This is a genomic window from Paenibacillus wuxiensis, from assembly GCF_040195695.1.
Taxonomy (GTDB): domain Bacteria; phylum Bacillota; class Bacilli; order Paenibacillales; family Paenibacillaceae; genus Paenibacillus_B; species Paenibacillus_B suaedae.
In genome coordinates this window covers 30920-47046 of the sequence record NZ_JBEFZI010000013.1, presented here as the reverse complement: position 1 = coordinate 47046, position 16127 = coordinate 30920, and the positions used below count along the sequence as shown (strand labels likewise).

Annotated in this window: 15 protein-coding genes; all 15 read right to left on the bottom strand. The window is 47.6% G+C overall.

Features of this window, described 5'->3' with window-relative positions; genetic code table 11:
• Positions 1 to 26: 26 nt before the first annotated feature.
• The 15 genes from ABN764_RS25185 to dprA all read right to left on the bottom strand — a co-directional run bounded on the left by ABN764_RS25185 (position 27) and on the right by dprA (position 15976).
• The gene (locus tag ABN764_RS25185) at positions 27 to 1346 is read right to left on the bottom strand and encodes a flagellar hook-length control protein FliK (RefSeq protein ID WP_174807808.1); all 1320 of its coding nucleotides are present in this window, start codon (positions 1344 to 1346) and stop codon (positions 27 to 29) included.
• A gap of 27 nt (positions 1347 to 1373) precedes the next feature.
• The gene (locus tag ABN764_RS25180) at positions 1374 to 2282 is read right to left on the bottom strand and encodes a MotE family protein (protein ID WP_065291910.1); all 909 of its coding nucleotides are present in this window, start codon (positions 2280 to 2282) and stop codon (positions 1374 to 1376) included.
• Positions 2283 to 2336: 54 nt separating this feature from the next.
• Positions 2337 to 2783: a flagellar export protein FliJ gene (fliJ, locus tag ABN764_RS25175; protein ID WP_065291897.1), complete on the bottom strand. Its 447-nt coding sequence runs from the start codon at positions 2781 to 2783 to the stop codon at positions 2337 to 2339.
• 7 nt (positions 2784 to 2790) lie between these two features.
• Complete coding sequence (gene fliI, locus ABN764_RS25170) at positions 2791 to 4119, bottom strand: flagellar protein export ATPase FliI (protein ID WP_021256554.1); 1329 nt, start codon at positions 4117 to 4119, stop codon at positions 2791 to 2793.
• Positions 4109 to 4954 (bottom strand): FliH/SctL family protein, encoded by an 846-nt coding sequence (locus ABN764_RS25165; RefSeq protein ID WP_446673447.1) that lies wholly within the window; start codon positions 4952 to 4954, stop codon positions 4109 to 4111. The genes fliI and ABN764_RS25165 overlap by 11 nt, the downstream gene beginning before the upstream one ends.
• The gene (gene fliG / locus ABN764_RS25160; protein WP_005550597.1) at positions 4947 to 5954 is read right to left on the bottom strand and encodes a flagellar motor switch protein FliG; all 1008 of its coding nucleotides are present in this window, start codon (positions 5952 to 5954) and stop codon (positions 4947 to 4949) included. Before fliG ends, ABN764_RS25165 begins: the two co-directional genes overlap by 8 nt.
• Positions 5955 to 5959: 5 nt before the next feature.
• Positions 5960 to 7546, bottom strand: coding sequence for a flagellar basal-body MS-ring/collar protein FliF (gene fliF / locus ABN764_RS25155; protein ID WP_268624437.1), 1587 nt, complete (start codon positions 7544 to 7546; stop codon positions 5960 to 5962).
• A gap of 40 nt (positions 7547 to 7586) precedes the next feature.
• Positions 7587 to 7901 carry a flagellar hook-basal body complex protein FliE gene (gene fliE, locus ABN764_RS25150; RefSeq protein WP_021256557.1) on the bottom strand — a complete coding sequence of 105 codons (315 nt, stop codon included), beginning with the start codon at positions 7899 to 7901 and terminating at the stop codon, positions 7587 to 7589.
• Positions 7902 to 7956: 55 nt separating this feature from the next.
• Positions 7957 to 8409, bottom strand: coding sequence for a flagellar basal body rod protein FlgC (gene flgC, locus ABN764_RS25145; RefSeq protein ID WP_021256558.1), 453 nt, complete (start codon positions 8407 to 8409; stop codon positions 7957 to 7959).
• Between the two features lie 9 nt (positions 8410 to 8418).
• A complete protein-coding gene (flgB, locus tag ABN764_RS25140) occupies positions 8419 to 8823 on the bottom strand; it encodes a flagellar basal body rod protein FlgB (protein ID WP_446673446.1) in 405 nt (134 codons plus the stop codon).
• 332 nt (positions 8824 to 9155) lie between these two features.
• Positions 9156 to 10559: an ATP-dependent protease ATPase subunit HslU gene (gene hslU, locus ABN764_RS25135; RefSeq protein WP_090511267.1), complete on the bottom strand. Its 1404-nt coding sequence runs from the start codon at positions 10557 to 10559 to the stop codon at positions 9156 to 9158.
• Between the two features lie 33 nt (positions 10560 to 10592).
• A complete protein-coding gene (hslV, locus tag ABN764_RS25130; RefSeq protein WP_021256561.1) occupies positions 10593 to 11135 on the bottom strand; it encodes an ATP-dependent protease subunit HslV in 543 nt (180 codons plus the stop codon).
• 81 nt (positions 11136 to 11216) lie between these two features.
• Complete coding sequence (gene trmFO / locus ABN764_RS25125) at positions 11217 to 12542, bottom strand: FADH(2)-oxidizing methylenetetrahydrofolate--tRNA-(uracil(54)-C(5))-methyltransferase TrmFO (RefSeq protein ID WP_021256562.1); 1326 nt, start codon at positions 12540 to 12542, stop codon at positions 11217 to 11219.
• A gap of 192 nt (positions 12543 to 12734) precedes the next feature.
• Positions 12735 to 14828 (bottom strand): type I DNA topoisomerase, encoded by a 2094-nt coding sequence (gene topA, locus ABN764_RS25120; RefSeq protein WP_174807804.1) that lies wholly within the window; start codon positions 14826 to 14828, stop codon positions 12735 to 12737.
• A 32-nt stretch (positions 14829 to 14860) separates the two neighbouring features.
• A complete protein-coding gene (gene dprA / locus ABN764_RS25115) occupies positions 14861 to 15976 on the bottom strand; it encodes a DNA-processing protein DprA (RefSeq protein WP_174807803.1) in 1116 nt (371 codons plus the stop codon).
• Positions 15977 to 16127: the final 151 nt, after the last annotated feature.

The window sequence follows — 16127 nt, the reverse complement described above, 5'->3', positions numbered from 1 at the left end:
GCTTGCTGCTACCAAATGCGCATCAATTATACAGATGCTGAGAAGGTGGATTGACCATGAGCACGCAGTGCTTCCTTCACCTGCTCTTCGTCCTGCTTCAGCGCTGCTGTATCTTCAATAGCTGCTGAACGCTGCTTCGATTGACGCTCTGATGATTGTTGACGATTGGCATTGGATTGCCGCTGTTCCTGGAACATCGATGAAGCCATTGACGAAGATGGCTGCTGGGCAACTTCAATCTTCTCAACTTGAATGCCCTGCGTCTGTAATGCTCCTCGAAGCATTGACATTTGCTGTTCCAGCATCTCTTTCGCTATTCCATGCTCCGTCATAAAGCGAGCTGTCAATTGTCCGTTATGTATTGTCAAGCGAATATCGACCTGCCCCAAATGCTCAGGGTACAACGATATTTTCGCTTCTGATACTGGACCCAGCTTGCTAAAGCGAAGCTGCTTCACGATGAAGCCGGACATTTCATCCGCAAATCGATCCGCATGAACAACAGGTGTAGATTTCGTTGTATTCAATCCTTCCTGTCTCATCGCCCATTGACCTGCCAGCATGACCTGCTGCGTTGGCTGAGCTTCTGTGCTATCAATCGTAGTCGATTCTACAACCGCTCCTGCCGCAGCGGAAGTAGCTGCCGGACGAAGCAGTGTGTTTAATTCGGTAAGCTTCTTCATAGCACCAAGCACTTGTCCCGCCTCTTGATCATCACCACTTGTCAATGCCGCCTGATTCGCTCCACTGCCGTTAAGAAGACGCATTAGTTCTTGAGACCCATCTGCATCAGTTTCAAGCCCATCCCCCTTCGATTGAAGGGCAGCACGCAGCATATGTGCGAAGTTATCCGATTCCCCCGTGCCTTTTGGCGCATCCAAGTATGACGCTAACTGAGCCATAATATCGCGCACTGCAATGGTGATTGTCTCAGGCTGTGCAATCAGATTTTGAAATTGTACAGAATCGCCTTGCTGCCCTGGCTGCTGTTCTTGCAGCCACTGATGAGCTTGCATTAGCCATTGCTGCAGCGCAGCCATAAGAGCAGGGTCTGGATCTGCTGCAAGCTGCTCATCCAGCTGCTTTAGCGGGTCATCGAACCATTGCCCAATCGCCTCAGTCAATGATTCCTCTCCTTCCGAACCCAGTGATGCCAAAATTTCATTTGCTGACATCATTGAACCGAGTGTTGAGGACATCATTGCGTCTCCTTCTGCTCCAGCACCGCTCATGCACTGAGCAAGTGTAGCCCAGAAACCAGAAGCTCCTGTATCGCCTTTCGATTGAACTCCACCGAAAAACGATGCCGCATTACCAGCAGATACGTTCGTAATCGTTCCTGACATGTTTTCACCTCCTTCCGTTACATACGGTTATTGGTTCGGCAATAATTTGGCAACTAACTTAGCTGTCTTCGTCTTGTCTATGTCTGTCATGGCATTAATCAATTTCGAGCGTGTCGCATCGTCAACCGAACTCAGTACTGTCAGAGCTTTGTCCGGATTTATTTTCGCGGTTTCAAGCAGGAAGCTTGCTCCGCTCTTTGGTGTCATGCTCGAGAACGTTTTACTGAGCTGCGAACGATCCAGCCCTGTTTGCGCCTCTTTGCTGTTCTCATTTTTCTTGAGTCTCGCTTGCAGCGCGCGAATTTCCAAATTGTCGGACGGCTTAATATCCTTCAACATCATGGATGCTTCAGCTGCCACCTTGGGATTCATCTTCTCGAGAACTTTGACCCGGTTGTCTTGTTTCATTGCATTCAGTACGAGCACAATCTCTTCCGTTGCCATATTCTCTAAGATCGGAGCTGCTTTACTCGGCATCATCTTGGCATACACGTTCGCCAAATCCTTAATTTGACGATCATATTGCTCTTGATTCGCTTGCTGCTCCTGATGATTGCTTTTCAGACTTTGAAGCTGGTGCTTCAACTCAGAAACTTCCCCCTCAAGACTTTTACGTTTGTCGGCCAAGACTCGCAAATCCTGATCTTTAGAAGCAAGCAGCGCCTTTAACTCTGTAATTTGTTCAGATTGCGCCTTGGTTTCTTCCTTCTGTGCCTTCTTTTCTTCCTTCGCTTTATCCTTCGGAGCTTCCTCTGGAGTCACCCACTTGTTCACGATAGGAATCTCACTGGCAATCGACACGAGCTGGCTGCGCCAATTCGCATTAAAGAGTGTCAACAACACACCGATTAAAATAATCGCAAAAATGATTGGTGTCACAAAGAACAAAAAACGCTCAAAACCTGAATAATTGCTTTCTTTTTCTTCTGTCATCATCTCTGACACTGCTATCCCTCCTGCTTGTGCGGCGGGTTCGAACCGGTATCCATGTTAGCGGGCGGCCATGTGATAGCGGACCGTTGCGAGCTCGTCCATCTCACTTTGCTCCCACAATGCCATCTGCCGCTTGAACTCCTCTTCTGCTTTTTCACGGGCTTTGGTCCATACCTTTTCATCCGTCATTCGTTCTGCAAGCTCACCCTGCTTGTCCTGAACATGGATTTCTGCTGACCGTACCCGTGTCCTCGCATGTTGGATTTGCTGTTCCACATGGGAGATGTACTGCTGCCAAGCTTGAACTTCAGCTGCTGGCGCACAGCTGTCCACACTATGCTGCAGCTGCTGCCTTGCTGTCTCGAATTCCCGAAGACATTCTTGCAGGCTGTTCTCTTCCGCATGCAGATGTCCAACAGCCTCTGACAGCATCCATTCCGCTTGTTTCTTCTCATTCGTCCTCAGATCCAGAACCTTCTGGAATGAATAATGAAAAGCTCGCACTGCTCATTCAACTCCCTGGAAATTGCATCATTAATTGTTCCACCGTATCCTCATAGGAAGCTTCCTCTTCAATACGCTGCTTTGTAAAGGTTTCGATCTGCTCGATATAGGCAATCGCTTCATCGATAGCAGGATTGCTGCCTTGCTGATAAGCGCCGATGTTAATCAAATCTTCCGATTCACGGTAGACTGCCAGCAGCCGCTTCAACTGCTCTGCTGACAATTGGTGATCCTTCGGCACAATATCCTTCATAACCCGACTGACGCTGGCCAATATATCAATTGCAGGAAAATGTCCCTTATTGGCGATGTTCCGGTTCAATACAATGTGTCCATCCAGTATCCCCCGAACCGCATCGGCAATTGGTTCGTTCATATCGTCACCATCTACTAAAACCGTATAGAACGCAGTAATTGAACCGCTTGTTCCCGTTCCTGAACGCTCCAGCAGCTTCGGTAAGCTTGCAAACACGGACGGTGTATAACCGCGTGTCGCCGGAGGCTCCCCAACGGCAAGTCCAACCTCACGCATTGCCATTGCATAACGAGTTACTGAATCCATCATCAGCATCACATTCATCCCACGATCTCGGAAATACTCTGCTATCGTTGTCGCAATAAGCGCGCCCTTAATCCGAACGAGCGCAGGCTGATCCGAGGTTGCAACAATAACAACCGAACGAGCAAGCCCTTCAGGCCCTAAATCCCGTTCGATAAATTCGAGCACCTCGCGTCCGCGTTCCCCAATTAGGGCGATGACGTTTACATCCGCATCTGTATTGCGTGCAATCATGCCAAGAAGTGTACTCTTCCCGACACCAGATCCGGCAAAAATACCAACCCGCTGCCCGTTCCCAATCGTTAGCAAACCATCAATTGCTCTTACTCCTACTCCAATCGGTTCGCTTACACGCTGACGCTTAAGCGGGTTGGACGGAATATTATTTGTCGAATACTGCGACATTCGTGTCGGCAAGAAAGATCCGTCGAGCGGTCTTCCTAGCCCGTCTAACACCTTGCCAAGCAGTTCTGAGCCAACCGATACACTCAATGGCTTTCCTGTGCCTACAACATCACAGCCAGGGCCAATGGATTGCAGCTCGCCAAGCGGCATAAGAAGCACCTTATTGTCACGGAAGCCTACCACTTCCGCCATCAACGGCTCGCAGCCCTTCGTCGGGTAGATATAACATACTTCCCCAACACTTGCATCCGGCCCCTCAGATTCAACCATCAGCCCGATTACTTGCGTTACCTTACCATTAACACGAACTGGATCTATTTGCCGTAAATGATCCATATATTTATTCGCATTCCATTTGTAATTAAGCGCCATCGTCTATACGCTCCTCTTGCTGAATCGCCACCTGCAGAAGTGCCTTCTTGATTTCAGACAACTGTGTGTCTATGCGGGCGTCGATGCTTCCAAGGGATGACCGTACAACACAACCTCCATCGTTCACGCTTGTATCTGGAATAATCTCAAGTTCTGCTTGAGAGTCTATTGCAAATCCAAGCTCCTCACGTGCTGCATGGACGAAGGAGAACTGCTCAGGCGACACACACAGTGTAATTGTGCCGCTCTCACGCTTGCGAGCAAGTGTTCTTCGTGCGATTTCGAGTATAATGTCCGGGTCAACCGTGAGCTGCTGCTGAATGACCTTCTCAGCAACGGCACAGCTAAGCGTAACGACGAAAGGCTCCGCCTCCTGGAGGATTTGCTCTTTGGCCTGATACGCTTGCTGCAAAACGGCTTGAGCTTCAGCAATCTTGCGCTCATATGCCTGCTGTATTTCCTGCTCCGCTTGTGCCATCCCTTGCTGATAGCCTTCGTCATATCCTTGCTGCTTCAATGACTCGACAAGCTGCTCATCTTGTTCTCTTCGCTCTGTCCACCAGGCATCGATCTGTTCACGAGTTTCGCTTAACATCGTCTCAGCCTCGTCTGCTGCATTGCGTACATGCTCTTCAGCGAACGATTCTGCATCATCGAGAATGGACTGCCGCAAACTTGCAAGCTGCTTATCCTTATTCAAGACATGTTCCGCAGTCAACGGCTCAGCTTGTTCTTCTACAGGTGCCGCGTCCTGTCTGAGATGGCGGCGCACCGCCTCCAGCATTCTCAGCTGCTCGACAGGAACATACTCGGTTGATTTGATGACATTAGACAACGATATCATCTCCTCCGCCGCGAGCGATGATCACTTCACCCGCTTCTTCTAAGCGACGGATAGTCGACACGATTCGAGTCTGTGCTTCTTCCACATCACGAAGCCGTACAGGCCCCATAAATTCCATTTCTTCCTTGAATGTATCCGCCATACGCTTGGACATATTCCGGAATATCGACTCGCGTACCTCTTCGCTTGCAACTTTGAGTGCGAGCTGCAAATCGCTGTTGTCGATGTCGCGGATAATGCGTTGAATCGAACGGTTGTCGATATTGACGATATCCTCGAATACGAACATTCTCTTTTTGATTTCTTCGGCCAATTCCGGATCCTGAATTTCGAGAGAGTCCAGAATCGTCCGCTCTGTTCCTCGATCGACACCATTCAAGATATTGACGATCGATTCGATGCCGCCTGCGCTTGTGTAATCTTGGGTAACCGTCGACGAAAGCTTCTGTTCAAGCACCTGCTCCACCTGACTAATAACTTCCGGCGAAGTGCTGTCCATCAACGCAACTCTTCTCGCCACCTCTGCCTGCTTCTCAGGAGGAAGCGAGGATAGGATGACCGAAGCTTGTTCGGTCTGCAAGTAAGAGAGAACCAGCGCAATCGTTTGAACATTCTCGTTCTGTATAAAGTTGAATATCTGCTGTGCGTCTGCCTTGCGTGCGAAGTCAAACGGTCTCACCTGCAGCGTTGCTGTCAGGCGATTAATAATATCCAGCGCCTTCTGCTGTCCGAGTGCCTTCTCCAAAATTTCTTTTGCGTATGTAATACCGCCTTGCGATATATATTCCTGTGCTAGGCAAATTTGGTGAAATTCGCTCATTACCGCTTCTTTTTCCGCTGCATCTACTTTGCGGACATTTGCAATTTCGAGCGTAAGCTGCTCAATTTCTTCATCCCTAAGATGCTTGAATATTTGAGCTGACACTTCCGGCCCGAGCGTTATGAGCAAAATCGCCGCCTTCTGTCTGCCTGTTAATCCGCCTTTGACCATCCCGCTCACCTCGATTCCTCTACTAGCCATGTGCGCAGCAATTTAACAAATTCATCCGGTTTCTTCTTCGCTAGCGATTCCAGCTGTTTGCGTACCTGATGCTCGCCAGTCAAATTCTCTAAGTCAATAGAAGGAAGTTCGAGTTGAGACGGACCAGACATTTCGGACTCGTAATATTCTTCTTCCTCTTCTTGTCTGCGTTTGCGGACGACCGCGTAGGTAATTCCTCCTGCCACAGCTAGTAATCCAAGCGCACCCGCGCCATACCATACCCAGTTCGGAATCGACTGATTGTCCGACACGACTCCATCTTTAGAACCATTTTGAGTCATAACAGAAACTTTTTGCGTCAGATCAACGTCTGTATATGTAACACCTGAATCTCTCAATTGAGTGGCAACAATACTGCGCAGCACCTTTTCGACTTGCTGCACTCGATCTTGTTGCATTTGATCTGAGTCGATTGCTGCATGAATGGTTAAATCTTTAACAGCATATGGACTTGCTTCAATCGTGTTCGATATCCGATTCACATCGTAATTGGTCGTGCGTTGGGATTTCTCGGAGTTCGTCTCTCCGCCGTTAGATGCAGAAGGATAATTCGTTACTTCTCCATCGCCAACGCCAGCAACACCACTTTCAGGTGAACCTTTACCTGTATGGGATTCCTGCATTTCCTGTACGCTAATTTCAATTCCTTTCATCTCTTCCTTATTTACAGGCTCGACAAGATCTTCTTTCTTGTGGATTTTGTCGAAATTCAATTTGGCAGAGACAAGGATATGAACCTTGTCAGCCGGAAATTGGCCATTAAGGAACTGCTGAACGGTCATGCGAATATCGTTTTCATACTTACGCTGAATTTTGAGTTGCTCATCGACTTCACCAAGCGCGTTTTTGCCATTACCGCCGACTGAACCCGAAGCGAAGAACATACTTTCATTGCTAGAAATCGTAATATTTTCAATCGGCAAATGTGGCACAGCTGTCTTCACCAAATTGAAATATCCATCAACTTCTGCTTGGTTCGGCTGATAGCCGCCTTTAAAGCTAAGCACGATGGATGCCGAGGCTTGTTCTTGATCCGGTGTAGCAAATACCGTCTCTTTAGGCAAATTGACGATTACTTTTGCATCCTGAACGCCTTGCATTTGACGCAGTAACCGTTCGACTTCTCCGTTCAATGCGTTCTTATAGCGCACGTCAAATACATTGTCGGTCATTCCGCTCATTAGCCCGTCAGCGCCGAATGATTCGAAGCCGATCGAGCCATTCTTCACAATCCCTTGCGCACCAACATCCACCTTAACTTTTGCAGCTGAGGTGCTTGGGACGGATATTTGGCTTCCATTGGAACTTAATTGATACGGAATGTTGTTTGAATTTAGATACTCAATGATGCCAGCCGCATCATTTGCGTTCAAATCGCGAAATGCGAGTTCATACTCGGTTTTCGAAAATAAATACGTCATGATAACTGCAGCTACGAGTACAAGGCCAATTGTCGACAACAGCAACGCCTTTTGTTTCTTGCTGAATTGATTCCAATATCGAGACGCTTTATCACGATATTGGGTCACTTTTTCATTCACTTCACGTCACCCCACCCAAACTATGTAAGACATCACGCTGTTATAACTGCATGCGCATAATATCCTGATACGCTTCAACGACCTTATTGCGCACTTGAGTAGTCAGCTGCATGCCGAGTAGCGCACGCTCTGAGGCGATCATGAGTTGATCGACATCAACTTCACCCAGTATAAACTTGTCATTCATCGTCTGGACTTGCTGCTCTTGTCCTTCAAGTTGCTGGAGTGCATCTGCAAAGAAAGTGCCGAAAGACTTTGTCACTTCTGCTGGTGAATTCTGCTTCAGCCCTGCTGCGGCCGTAGAAGACGTGGCCGGCTGAGCCATATGTATTGGGAGCATTGTATTCTGAATCACTCTTTTCCCTCCTTATCCGAATGGTTCGGCAGATTTTTGTCGAAAAATAGCGAAATTATCCCTTGCCGATCTCGAGCGCCTTCATAACCATCGATTTGGAAGCATTGAGTGCTGTCACATTCGCCTCATATGATCGAGTTGCTGAGATCATATCGACCATTTCCTTCGCTATGTCGACGTTAGGCATCGTTACATAACCATTCTCATCTGCATCCGGATGTGTCGGATTGTATGCGATCTTGAAAGCCGAATTATCCGCTTTAATTTGGGATACCTTAACCCCTCTTGATGTCGGCTCACCCTTCATCGCAGCTTCAAAGGATTGTTGAAAAGTCGGCTCTGTCGGTGACATGACGACAACCTTGCGAGTGTAAGGTACGAACTTCCCGTTCACATACTGTGCACGCGTCGTCTCCGCATTCGCGATATTGGAGGAGATGACATCCATGCGCAATCTTTGAGCGGTTAAACCGGACGAGCTAATTTGAAAACTGTTGCTAATCTTCATAACTATCGATTACCTCCTAACATCCATTGATGTTCGCATCATATTAATATGATGGTTAAGCTGCTGTATAAAGGTGTTGTAGCGCAACTGGTTTTCCGCCTGCATCGTCATTTCCCGATCCATGTCGACGTTGTTGCGATTATTGCCCATCACGGTAGCTTGGTCGCGAATCACCTGCATGGACGGCGTTGATTGAGAAGGCCCAATATAAAAGTGGTTTTCATTCGTTCGGCGACCTACCAGAGACCCGCCCTCCATCTGATCTCTCAGGAGAGATTCAAATTGCACTTCCGAACGCTTAAAATATGGCGTATCGACATTCGCAATATTATTTGAAATCGCATTCTGCCTCGCTACAGAAGTTTGAATGGCACCTTCCAGGCGCGACATATGAACGCCATTCAATAGATCCACAATAACCCCTCCTTTTCGTTGTTTAAAATTTTGACTATATTACTATACCATTTACTTTGACGTTTCTCCTTCTTTTTTTCGACAAAATATTTGTTTTTGTGCATAAGTCGAAGGACGCATGTGCATGATTCGCGATTATTCATTCAATTTGTTAATTTTATGACAGAAGAAGATAATTAACGCCATACCTATCATCTTAAACTTTGGGTTATAACACAATAAGAAAAAAGCCCTATCTTTCGTCCGAAAGTCAGGGCTTTTTCTAAATAGTTTGTCGAACATTTTGACTGGTCTATATCTCAATAACAATTGTCACACTTTGTCGGATTATACTACAATATATATTGGCTCAAGTCCCGGTTCTGAGAAATATCTGCTAGTTTTTCACGTACATATTCCGGTGTAATCTGAAATGTCTCCAATGTCAGCTCTGGCGCCTCGAAAGACAAGTCTTCGAGCAGCTTCTCCATGATCGTATGAAGGCGTCTTGCCCCGATATTCTCCATGTTCTGATTCACCGTTGCAGCAATATTGGCAATCTCCCGGATTGCTTCATCCGAAAATTGTATTTCAATATTCTCTGTCTTCAATAATTCGACATATTGCTTCGTCAATGCGTTTTTCGGCTCCGTCAAGATGGACACGAAGTCATCCAGCGACAGATTGTTCAATTCGACACGAATCGGGAATCGTCCCTGCAATTCGGGAATAAGATCAGACGGCTTGGCGATATGGAAGGCACCTGCTGAAATAAACAACACATAGTCTGTTTTTACAGGCCCATACTTGGTCATAATGGTTGAGCCTTCTACGATCGGCAAAATGTCTCGCTGTACCCCTTCTCTGGATACATCCGGGCCAGAACCTCCCCGTCCGCTGGAAGCAATCTTGTCGATCTCATCAATGAAGATGATGCCGGATTGCTCTGCACGTCGAATGGACTCCTGAGTAACATCGTCCATATCAATTAACTTACCCGCTTCTTCTTGTGTTAAAACTTTGCGCGCTTCCTTAATCGTCAGCTTGCGCTTCTTCATGCGCTTAGGCAGCAGATTACCGAACATCTCCTGCATGTTCATGCCCATCTGCTCATTACCTTGGCCAGACAGGAAATCAAGCATGCTCGGTGTATTCTCTTCCACGTCGATTTCAATCATATCGTTCTCGAGCTGTCCAGACAACAATTCGAAACGTACTTTGCGGCGCTTCTCTTGGATGCCCGGGTCTGGCTCTTTCTCAGGAGATGCCTGTTCCTGGTTGTTGCTCTGGCCGAACAACATCTCAAACGGGTTACGGCCATTCTTATTCGATTGAGGTGTAGGGACTAGCAATTCGACAATACGCTCGTTTGCCATTTCCTCTGCTTTGTCCTTCACCTTCTCTGTACGCTCCAGCTTCACCATTCGAATCGATGTTTCTACCAGATCTCGAACCATGGATTCGACATCTCGACCGACATAACCTACTTCGGTGAATTTCGTCGCCTCCACTTTAACAAATGGCGCATGAACAAGCTTAGCCAGGCGACGGGCAATTTCCGTCTTCCCCACACCTGTAGGCCCGATCATTAAGATATTTTTCGGAACGATCTCATCTTGGATGCTCTCATCAAGCAGTCCACGGCGATATCGGTTGCGCAGTGCAATCGCAACGGCACGCTTCGCATTCTTCTGACCAACAATATACTTATCCAATTCAGTAACGATTTGTCGCGGTGTCCACGCTTGCTGATTCATTACTACCCCTCCGCTCCGGCTGCCATACGGCTATTAAATTTGTTCAACCACAATATTGTCATTCGTATATACACAGATTTCACTTGCAATCTGAAGTGAAGCTTCCGCCATTTCTTTGGCTGTCATATTCGGAGAATGTCGTTTCAAAGCGCGTCCAGCAGCAAGTGCAAATGATCCACCAGATCCGATTGCGATGACATCGTCATCAGGCTCAATAATCTCTCCCCCGCCCGAAATGAGCAGCATATGGGTCGCATCCATTACAATCATCAATGCTTCTAATTTGCGAAGCACACGATCTTGACGCCAGTCCTTCGCAAGCTCGACTGCTGCGCGCTGCAGATTGCCGTGATGCTCCTCCAGCTTGCCTTCGAACTTCTCGAACAATGTAATCGCATCCGCTACCGAGCCTGCAAATCCAGCGACTACCTGACCGCGATATAAGCGGCGAACCTTGCGTGCGTGCTGCTTCATCACCATGTTGTTGCCAAAGGTCACCTGACCGTCGCCTGCAATCGCAGCTGCACCATTATGTCTTACCGCACAAATCGTTGTTGCATGAAATGAATATTCCACTCTACCAAGCCTCCTGCCTTATGAACGCGCAAAGGAACCAGACATGCACAAAACGGCCGCTGCTTCCTTACGCTTCACCAATTATTTGATGTGGATGCCATGCTCTTCCTGAAATGCACGCAGCGTATCAAGCGCACGATGTGCGATGGCTTCGTTCTTTTCTTTTTTGTTGCGAATACGAGTCTCCAGCGGCGGGAACAAGCCAAAGTTCGCATTCATAGGTTGGAAATGTTTAAAGTCCGCAGTGGTAATGTAATTCGCCATGCTTCCTAATGTCGTTTGCTGCGGCAATACAAGACATGAATTGCCCGCTGCATACCGTGCTGCATTCAATCCTGCAATCAATCCCGATGCTGCAGATTCCACATAACCTTCTACCCCTGTCATCTGACCAGCAAAGAACAAGGATGGTCGGCCCTTGAATTGATAAGTTGGTTCGAGCAGCTTCGGTGAGTTAACGAACGTATTGCGGTGCATAACACCATAACGTACAAATTCGGCTTGTTCCAAACCAGGGATCATGCGGAACACCCGCTTCTGTTCTCCCCATTTCAAGTGAGTCTGGAAGCCAACCATATTGTACAGTGTGCCTGCTGCATTATCCTGACGAAGCTGAATTACAGCAAACGGCGTCTTGCCTGTATTCGGATCAACTAAACCTACTGGCTTCATTGGCCCGAACAGAGCTGTCTGTTTGCCGCGGCTCATCATGACCTCAATCGGCATGCAGCCCTCAAAGTAAACTTCCTTCTCGAATGTCTTCAGTTCAGCTTTCTCTGCTGTAATAATCGCCTCGTAGAACGCATTGAACTCTTCTTCATTCATTGGGCAATTCAAATATGCAGCTTCACCCTTATCATAACGAGAAGCCAAATATACCTTGTTCATATCGATTGTATCTTTATCAATGATAGGCGCTGCCGCATCGTAGAAGTAGAAGTACTCCTCACCCATCAATTCTTTAATACGTGCGGATAACGATTCGGATGTCAAAGGACCTGTCGCAATGACAGTAATACCGTCTTCAGGAATATCCGCAACTTCCTCGTTGCGAACCTCAACTAACGGATGCTCCTTAAGCGTGTTCGTAATCTCATCCGAGAAGCCTTCACGGTCAACCGCCAATGCTCCACCGGCTGGTACAGCATGTTTATCAGCTGCGCTCATGATTAATGAGTTCATATAGCGCATTTCTTCCTTCAGCACACCTACTGCATTGCTCAATCCATTCGCTCGCAGCGAGTTGCTGCACACCAGTTCTGCAAAACGTCCGCTATGGTGAGCTGGAGTTTGTTTGACAGGTCTCATTTCATATAGTGTGACAGGCACGCCTTGCTGTGCAATTTGCCATGCCGCCTCGCTCCCCGCCAATCCAGCTCCAATGACGGTTACTCTAGGCTGATTCATTTCTTGATATCCCCCTCAGTTGTATGCAAAAGCACTGATCGCGGCTCCTTGAATAAGCAGCCGCGATGCAGAGCTAACCTTTATTATCGTAATTCAGACTGTAAACTTGTGAAGATAGCACAAGAATTACAGCAGCGAAGCCTGACATCTCACAGCATGGTCACGTTCATTTATGTGTATGCCAGCAGCTCCTTATTCATCATCTGAATCTTCTTGCACCTGCTCATTATGATCACAGCTTGTGCAGATTAGCTTCGTTCCTTGCTTGCTCCGTTTCTCAATCATCAAGCTTCCGCACGAAGGACAAGGCTTAGCAGAAGGGCGATCCCACATCACATTATCGCATTCTGGGTAGCGGTCGCATCCATAGAAGACACGTCCCTTCTTACTGCGGCGCTCAACGAGCTTGCCTTCGTGGCACTTCGGACAAGTAACACCGGTATCTTTTACAATCGGGCGTGTATTGCGGCAATCCGGGAAGCCTGAGCATGCCAGGAATTTACCGAAACGCCCCATCTTGTATACAAAATGACGTCCGCATTTCTCACAAATCTCATCGGACACTTCATCCTCGATTTCGATTTCCTTCATTTCCTCTTCCGCTACAAGCAGTCGTTTCTCGAAGGATTCATAGAAATCGGCAAGTACTTTTACCCAATCCTGCTGCCCTTCACCGACATGGTCTAAATCCTCTTCCATGTGAGCGGTAAATTCGACATCCAAGATTTCAGGGAAGAACTCTTCCATGAGTTGAATGATCAGCTCTCCCAATTCTGTTGGGACGAACTTCTTCTCTTCAATCGCTACATATCCGCGCTTCTGAATTGTCTCCAGTGTTGGCGCGTATGTACTCGGCCGTCCGATTCCAAGCTCCTCTAGCGTCTTGACCAGTCGAGCTTCTGTATAACGCGGTGGCGGCTGTGTAAAATGCTGCTTCGGCTCAATCTGTTCAGTCTGCATGCTGTCTCCTACAGTGAGCGGAGGCAGGAACTTGTCATCCTCAACCGTGCCATCGTCGTTGCCCTCCACATACACCTTCATAAAGCCAGGGAAGCGGATTTTGGATCCGTTCGCACGGAACATCGTTTCTCCAACCTTAATATCTACGGTCATCGTATCCATAATGGCAGATGTCATCTGGCTTGCCACGAACCGTTCCCATACCAGCTTGTATAGGCGGAACTGATCCCGGCTCAAGAAGGACTTCATCTCGTCAGGAGTTCGCATTATGGATGTAGGTCTGATCGCTTCATGCGCATCCTGCGCATTCGCATTTTTCTTCACATATTGACGCGGAGTCTCAGGCATATACTCATCGCCGTAATGACCCTTAATGAACTCTCCCGCTTCTTCCTGTGCTGTCTGGGAAATACGCGTAGAGTCCGTACGCATATACGTAATGAGACCTACCGTTCCCTCTTTGCCAAGGTCGACCCCTTCATATAATTGCTGTGCAACAGACATCGTCTTCGCCGCACGGAAATTCAATTTGCGGGCAGCCTCCTGCTGCAAGGAGCTTGTCGTAAACGGAGGCGAAGGATGACGTAGACGCTCTCTCTCTTTCACTTCGCTGACGACAAATGAATTGCCCTTAATTGCTTGAAGAATTTCATTTACTTCAGCTTCGCTCGTAAGCTCTTTCTTCTCCCCATTGATACTGTAAAACTTCGCATCGAATGAAGACTTGCCCATGTTCAAGCGTGCTGTAATCGTCCAATACTCTTCAGGAATGAACGCGCTAATTTCATTTTCCCGGTCGATGATCAGTTTTACGGACACGGACTGTACGCGTCCGGCCGACAATCCTTTCTTCACCTTCTTCCACAAAAGCGGACTTATCTTATAACCGACCAAACGGTCAAGGATACGTCTCGCTTGCTGTGCATGAACGAGGTCCATATTGATTTGACGCGGGGTTTTGAACGCATCCTTCACCGCTTGCTTCGTAATTTCATTAAATACGACTCGGCAAGCTTCTGACTGATCCAATTCGAGAGCGTGTGCTAAATGCCAAGCAATCGCTTCTCCTTCACGATCGGGGTCAGCTGCGAGATACACTTTTTTTACTTTTTTCCGAGCATCCTTCAATTCTTTCAGGACACTGCCTTTACCGCGAATCGTTATATACTTGGGTGCAAAATTGTCCTCGATCTCAACGCCAATTTGACTCTTCGGCAAATCGCGAACATGCCCCATTGATGCTTTCACTATATACTTGCTTCCTAAATACTTTCCAATTGTCTTGGCCTTCGCAGGTGACTCGACAATTACTAGTGAATCCGCCACAGGCGCATCCTCCTCTCCAGCATACTGCACTATCATTCCGAGCTATATACGGCCCCCGGGCCTTCTCGGATTCGTTTTTTTAATTGTAAGGATAACAAAACTTCATGGAGTTGCGCAAATGTCGAACTGCTGCTCTGCATTAAGTCATCGATTGTACTGTCTTGATCACAAATGAGCTTATAAATGCGCTTCTCTTCATCAGTTAGGGGTTGTTCCCCAATAGCGTCGACCGTTTCATTATTGTACGGCGAAGGGATTGTTGTCAACCAACCTTTAAATTCTTCCACAATATCACTAGCCGAACGAACTAATTTAGCCGAGCCTTCGTACAGCAATTTCAACGTCCCTGCCGACTTCGGAGATGTAATCGGACCAGGAACGGCAAATACTTCGCGATTCGACTCTAACGCCATGTCCGCCGTAATTAAGGCGCCACTGCGCAAATTGGCCTCTACAACAACTGTTCCCAGGGACAACCCCGCAATAATTCGATTCCGAAGTGGGAACATTCCCGGGTGCGTCTTCATGCCGAGCGGATACTCGGTAATGACAATTCCGTTCTCTACAATTCTTCCTGCCAAGCTTCGATTCTCGGGTGGATACACTCGGTCAAATGACGTCCCCATGACTGCAACCGTTCTGCCATACTTGAGAGCGCCTTCATGACTGGATGCATCTATCCCTCTCGCTAGCCCGCTAACCACATGCAGCCCTATATGTCCTAGCTGCTCCCCTAGTGTAGCTGCGACCTTCTTGCCATATGATGTAGGCATTCGTGTACCTACGATACTAACGGAAGCTTCCCCGAGGCATTTCCAATCTCCTCTACCATATAACACCCAAGGATATTGAGGGATTTCCTTCAATAATAATGGGTACTGTTCATCAAGCGCCGTTATCCATTCAATGCCGCTGCGCTTCGTGAACTCAAGTCGCTGCTCGAGACGGTCGGAACGAAACTGTGCAGCTAGCTTGTCAGCCACATTCGGCTTCAATCCAGATTCCTGCCACTGCGAGGAAGATCGATCCAACCAGCATGGCAGCCCCAATAGCCCTATTCTATCCATTAAGTCACGAATAGTGTGCCATCCAATTCCTTCTGCTTCATGTAGTGCAAATAAAATATGACGTTCAGTCCATCTGCTCATCGCATTCTTTCCCTTCATTAGAGAAGCGCGAATCCGCTTCCCTTATTTTGCTTGAGATATTAACAGATTGCAAGTGTCAACCCATTGTTTTTGAAATTCATAGAACTTTAATTTGCTAACAAAATAAAAAAAAGCAACCTTTATACACGTT

What these genes read in the sequence shown, in the direction of transcription:
- ABN764_RS25185 (WP_174807808.1), bottom strand. Translation starts at nt 1,346, where the DNA reads ATGTCAGGAACGATTACGAACGTATCTGCTGGTAATGCGGCATCGTTT.
- ABN764_RS25180 (WP_065291910.1), bottom strand. Translation starts at nt 2,282, where the DNA reads ATGATGACAGAAGAAAAAGAAAGCAATTATTCAGGTTTTGAGCGTTTT.
- fliI (WP_021256554.1), bottom strand. Translation starts at nt 4,119, where the DNA reads ATGGCGCTTAATTACAAATGGAATGCGAATAAATATATGGATCATTTA.
- fliG (WP_005550597.1), bottom strand. Translation starts at nt 5,954, where the DNA reads ATGGTCAAAGGCGGATTAACAGGCAGACAGAAGGCGGCGATTTTGCTC.
- flgC (WP_021256558.1), bottom strand. Translation starts at nt 8,409, where the DNA reads ATGAAGATTAGCAACAGTTTTCAAATTAGCTCGTCCGGTTTAACCGCT.
- hslU (WP_090511267.1), bottom strand. Translation starts at nt 10,559, where the DNA reads ATGAATCAGCAAGCGTGGACACCGCGACAAATCGTTACTGAATTGGAT.
- trmFO (WP_021256562.1), bottom strand. Translation starts at nt 12,542, where the DNA reads ATGAATCAGCCTAGAGTAACCGTCATTGGAGCTGGATTGGCGGGGAGC.
- dprA (WP_174807803.1), bottom strand. Translation starts at nt 15,976, where the DNA reads ATGAGCAGATGGACTGAACGTCATATTTTATTTGCACTACATGAAGCA.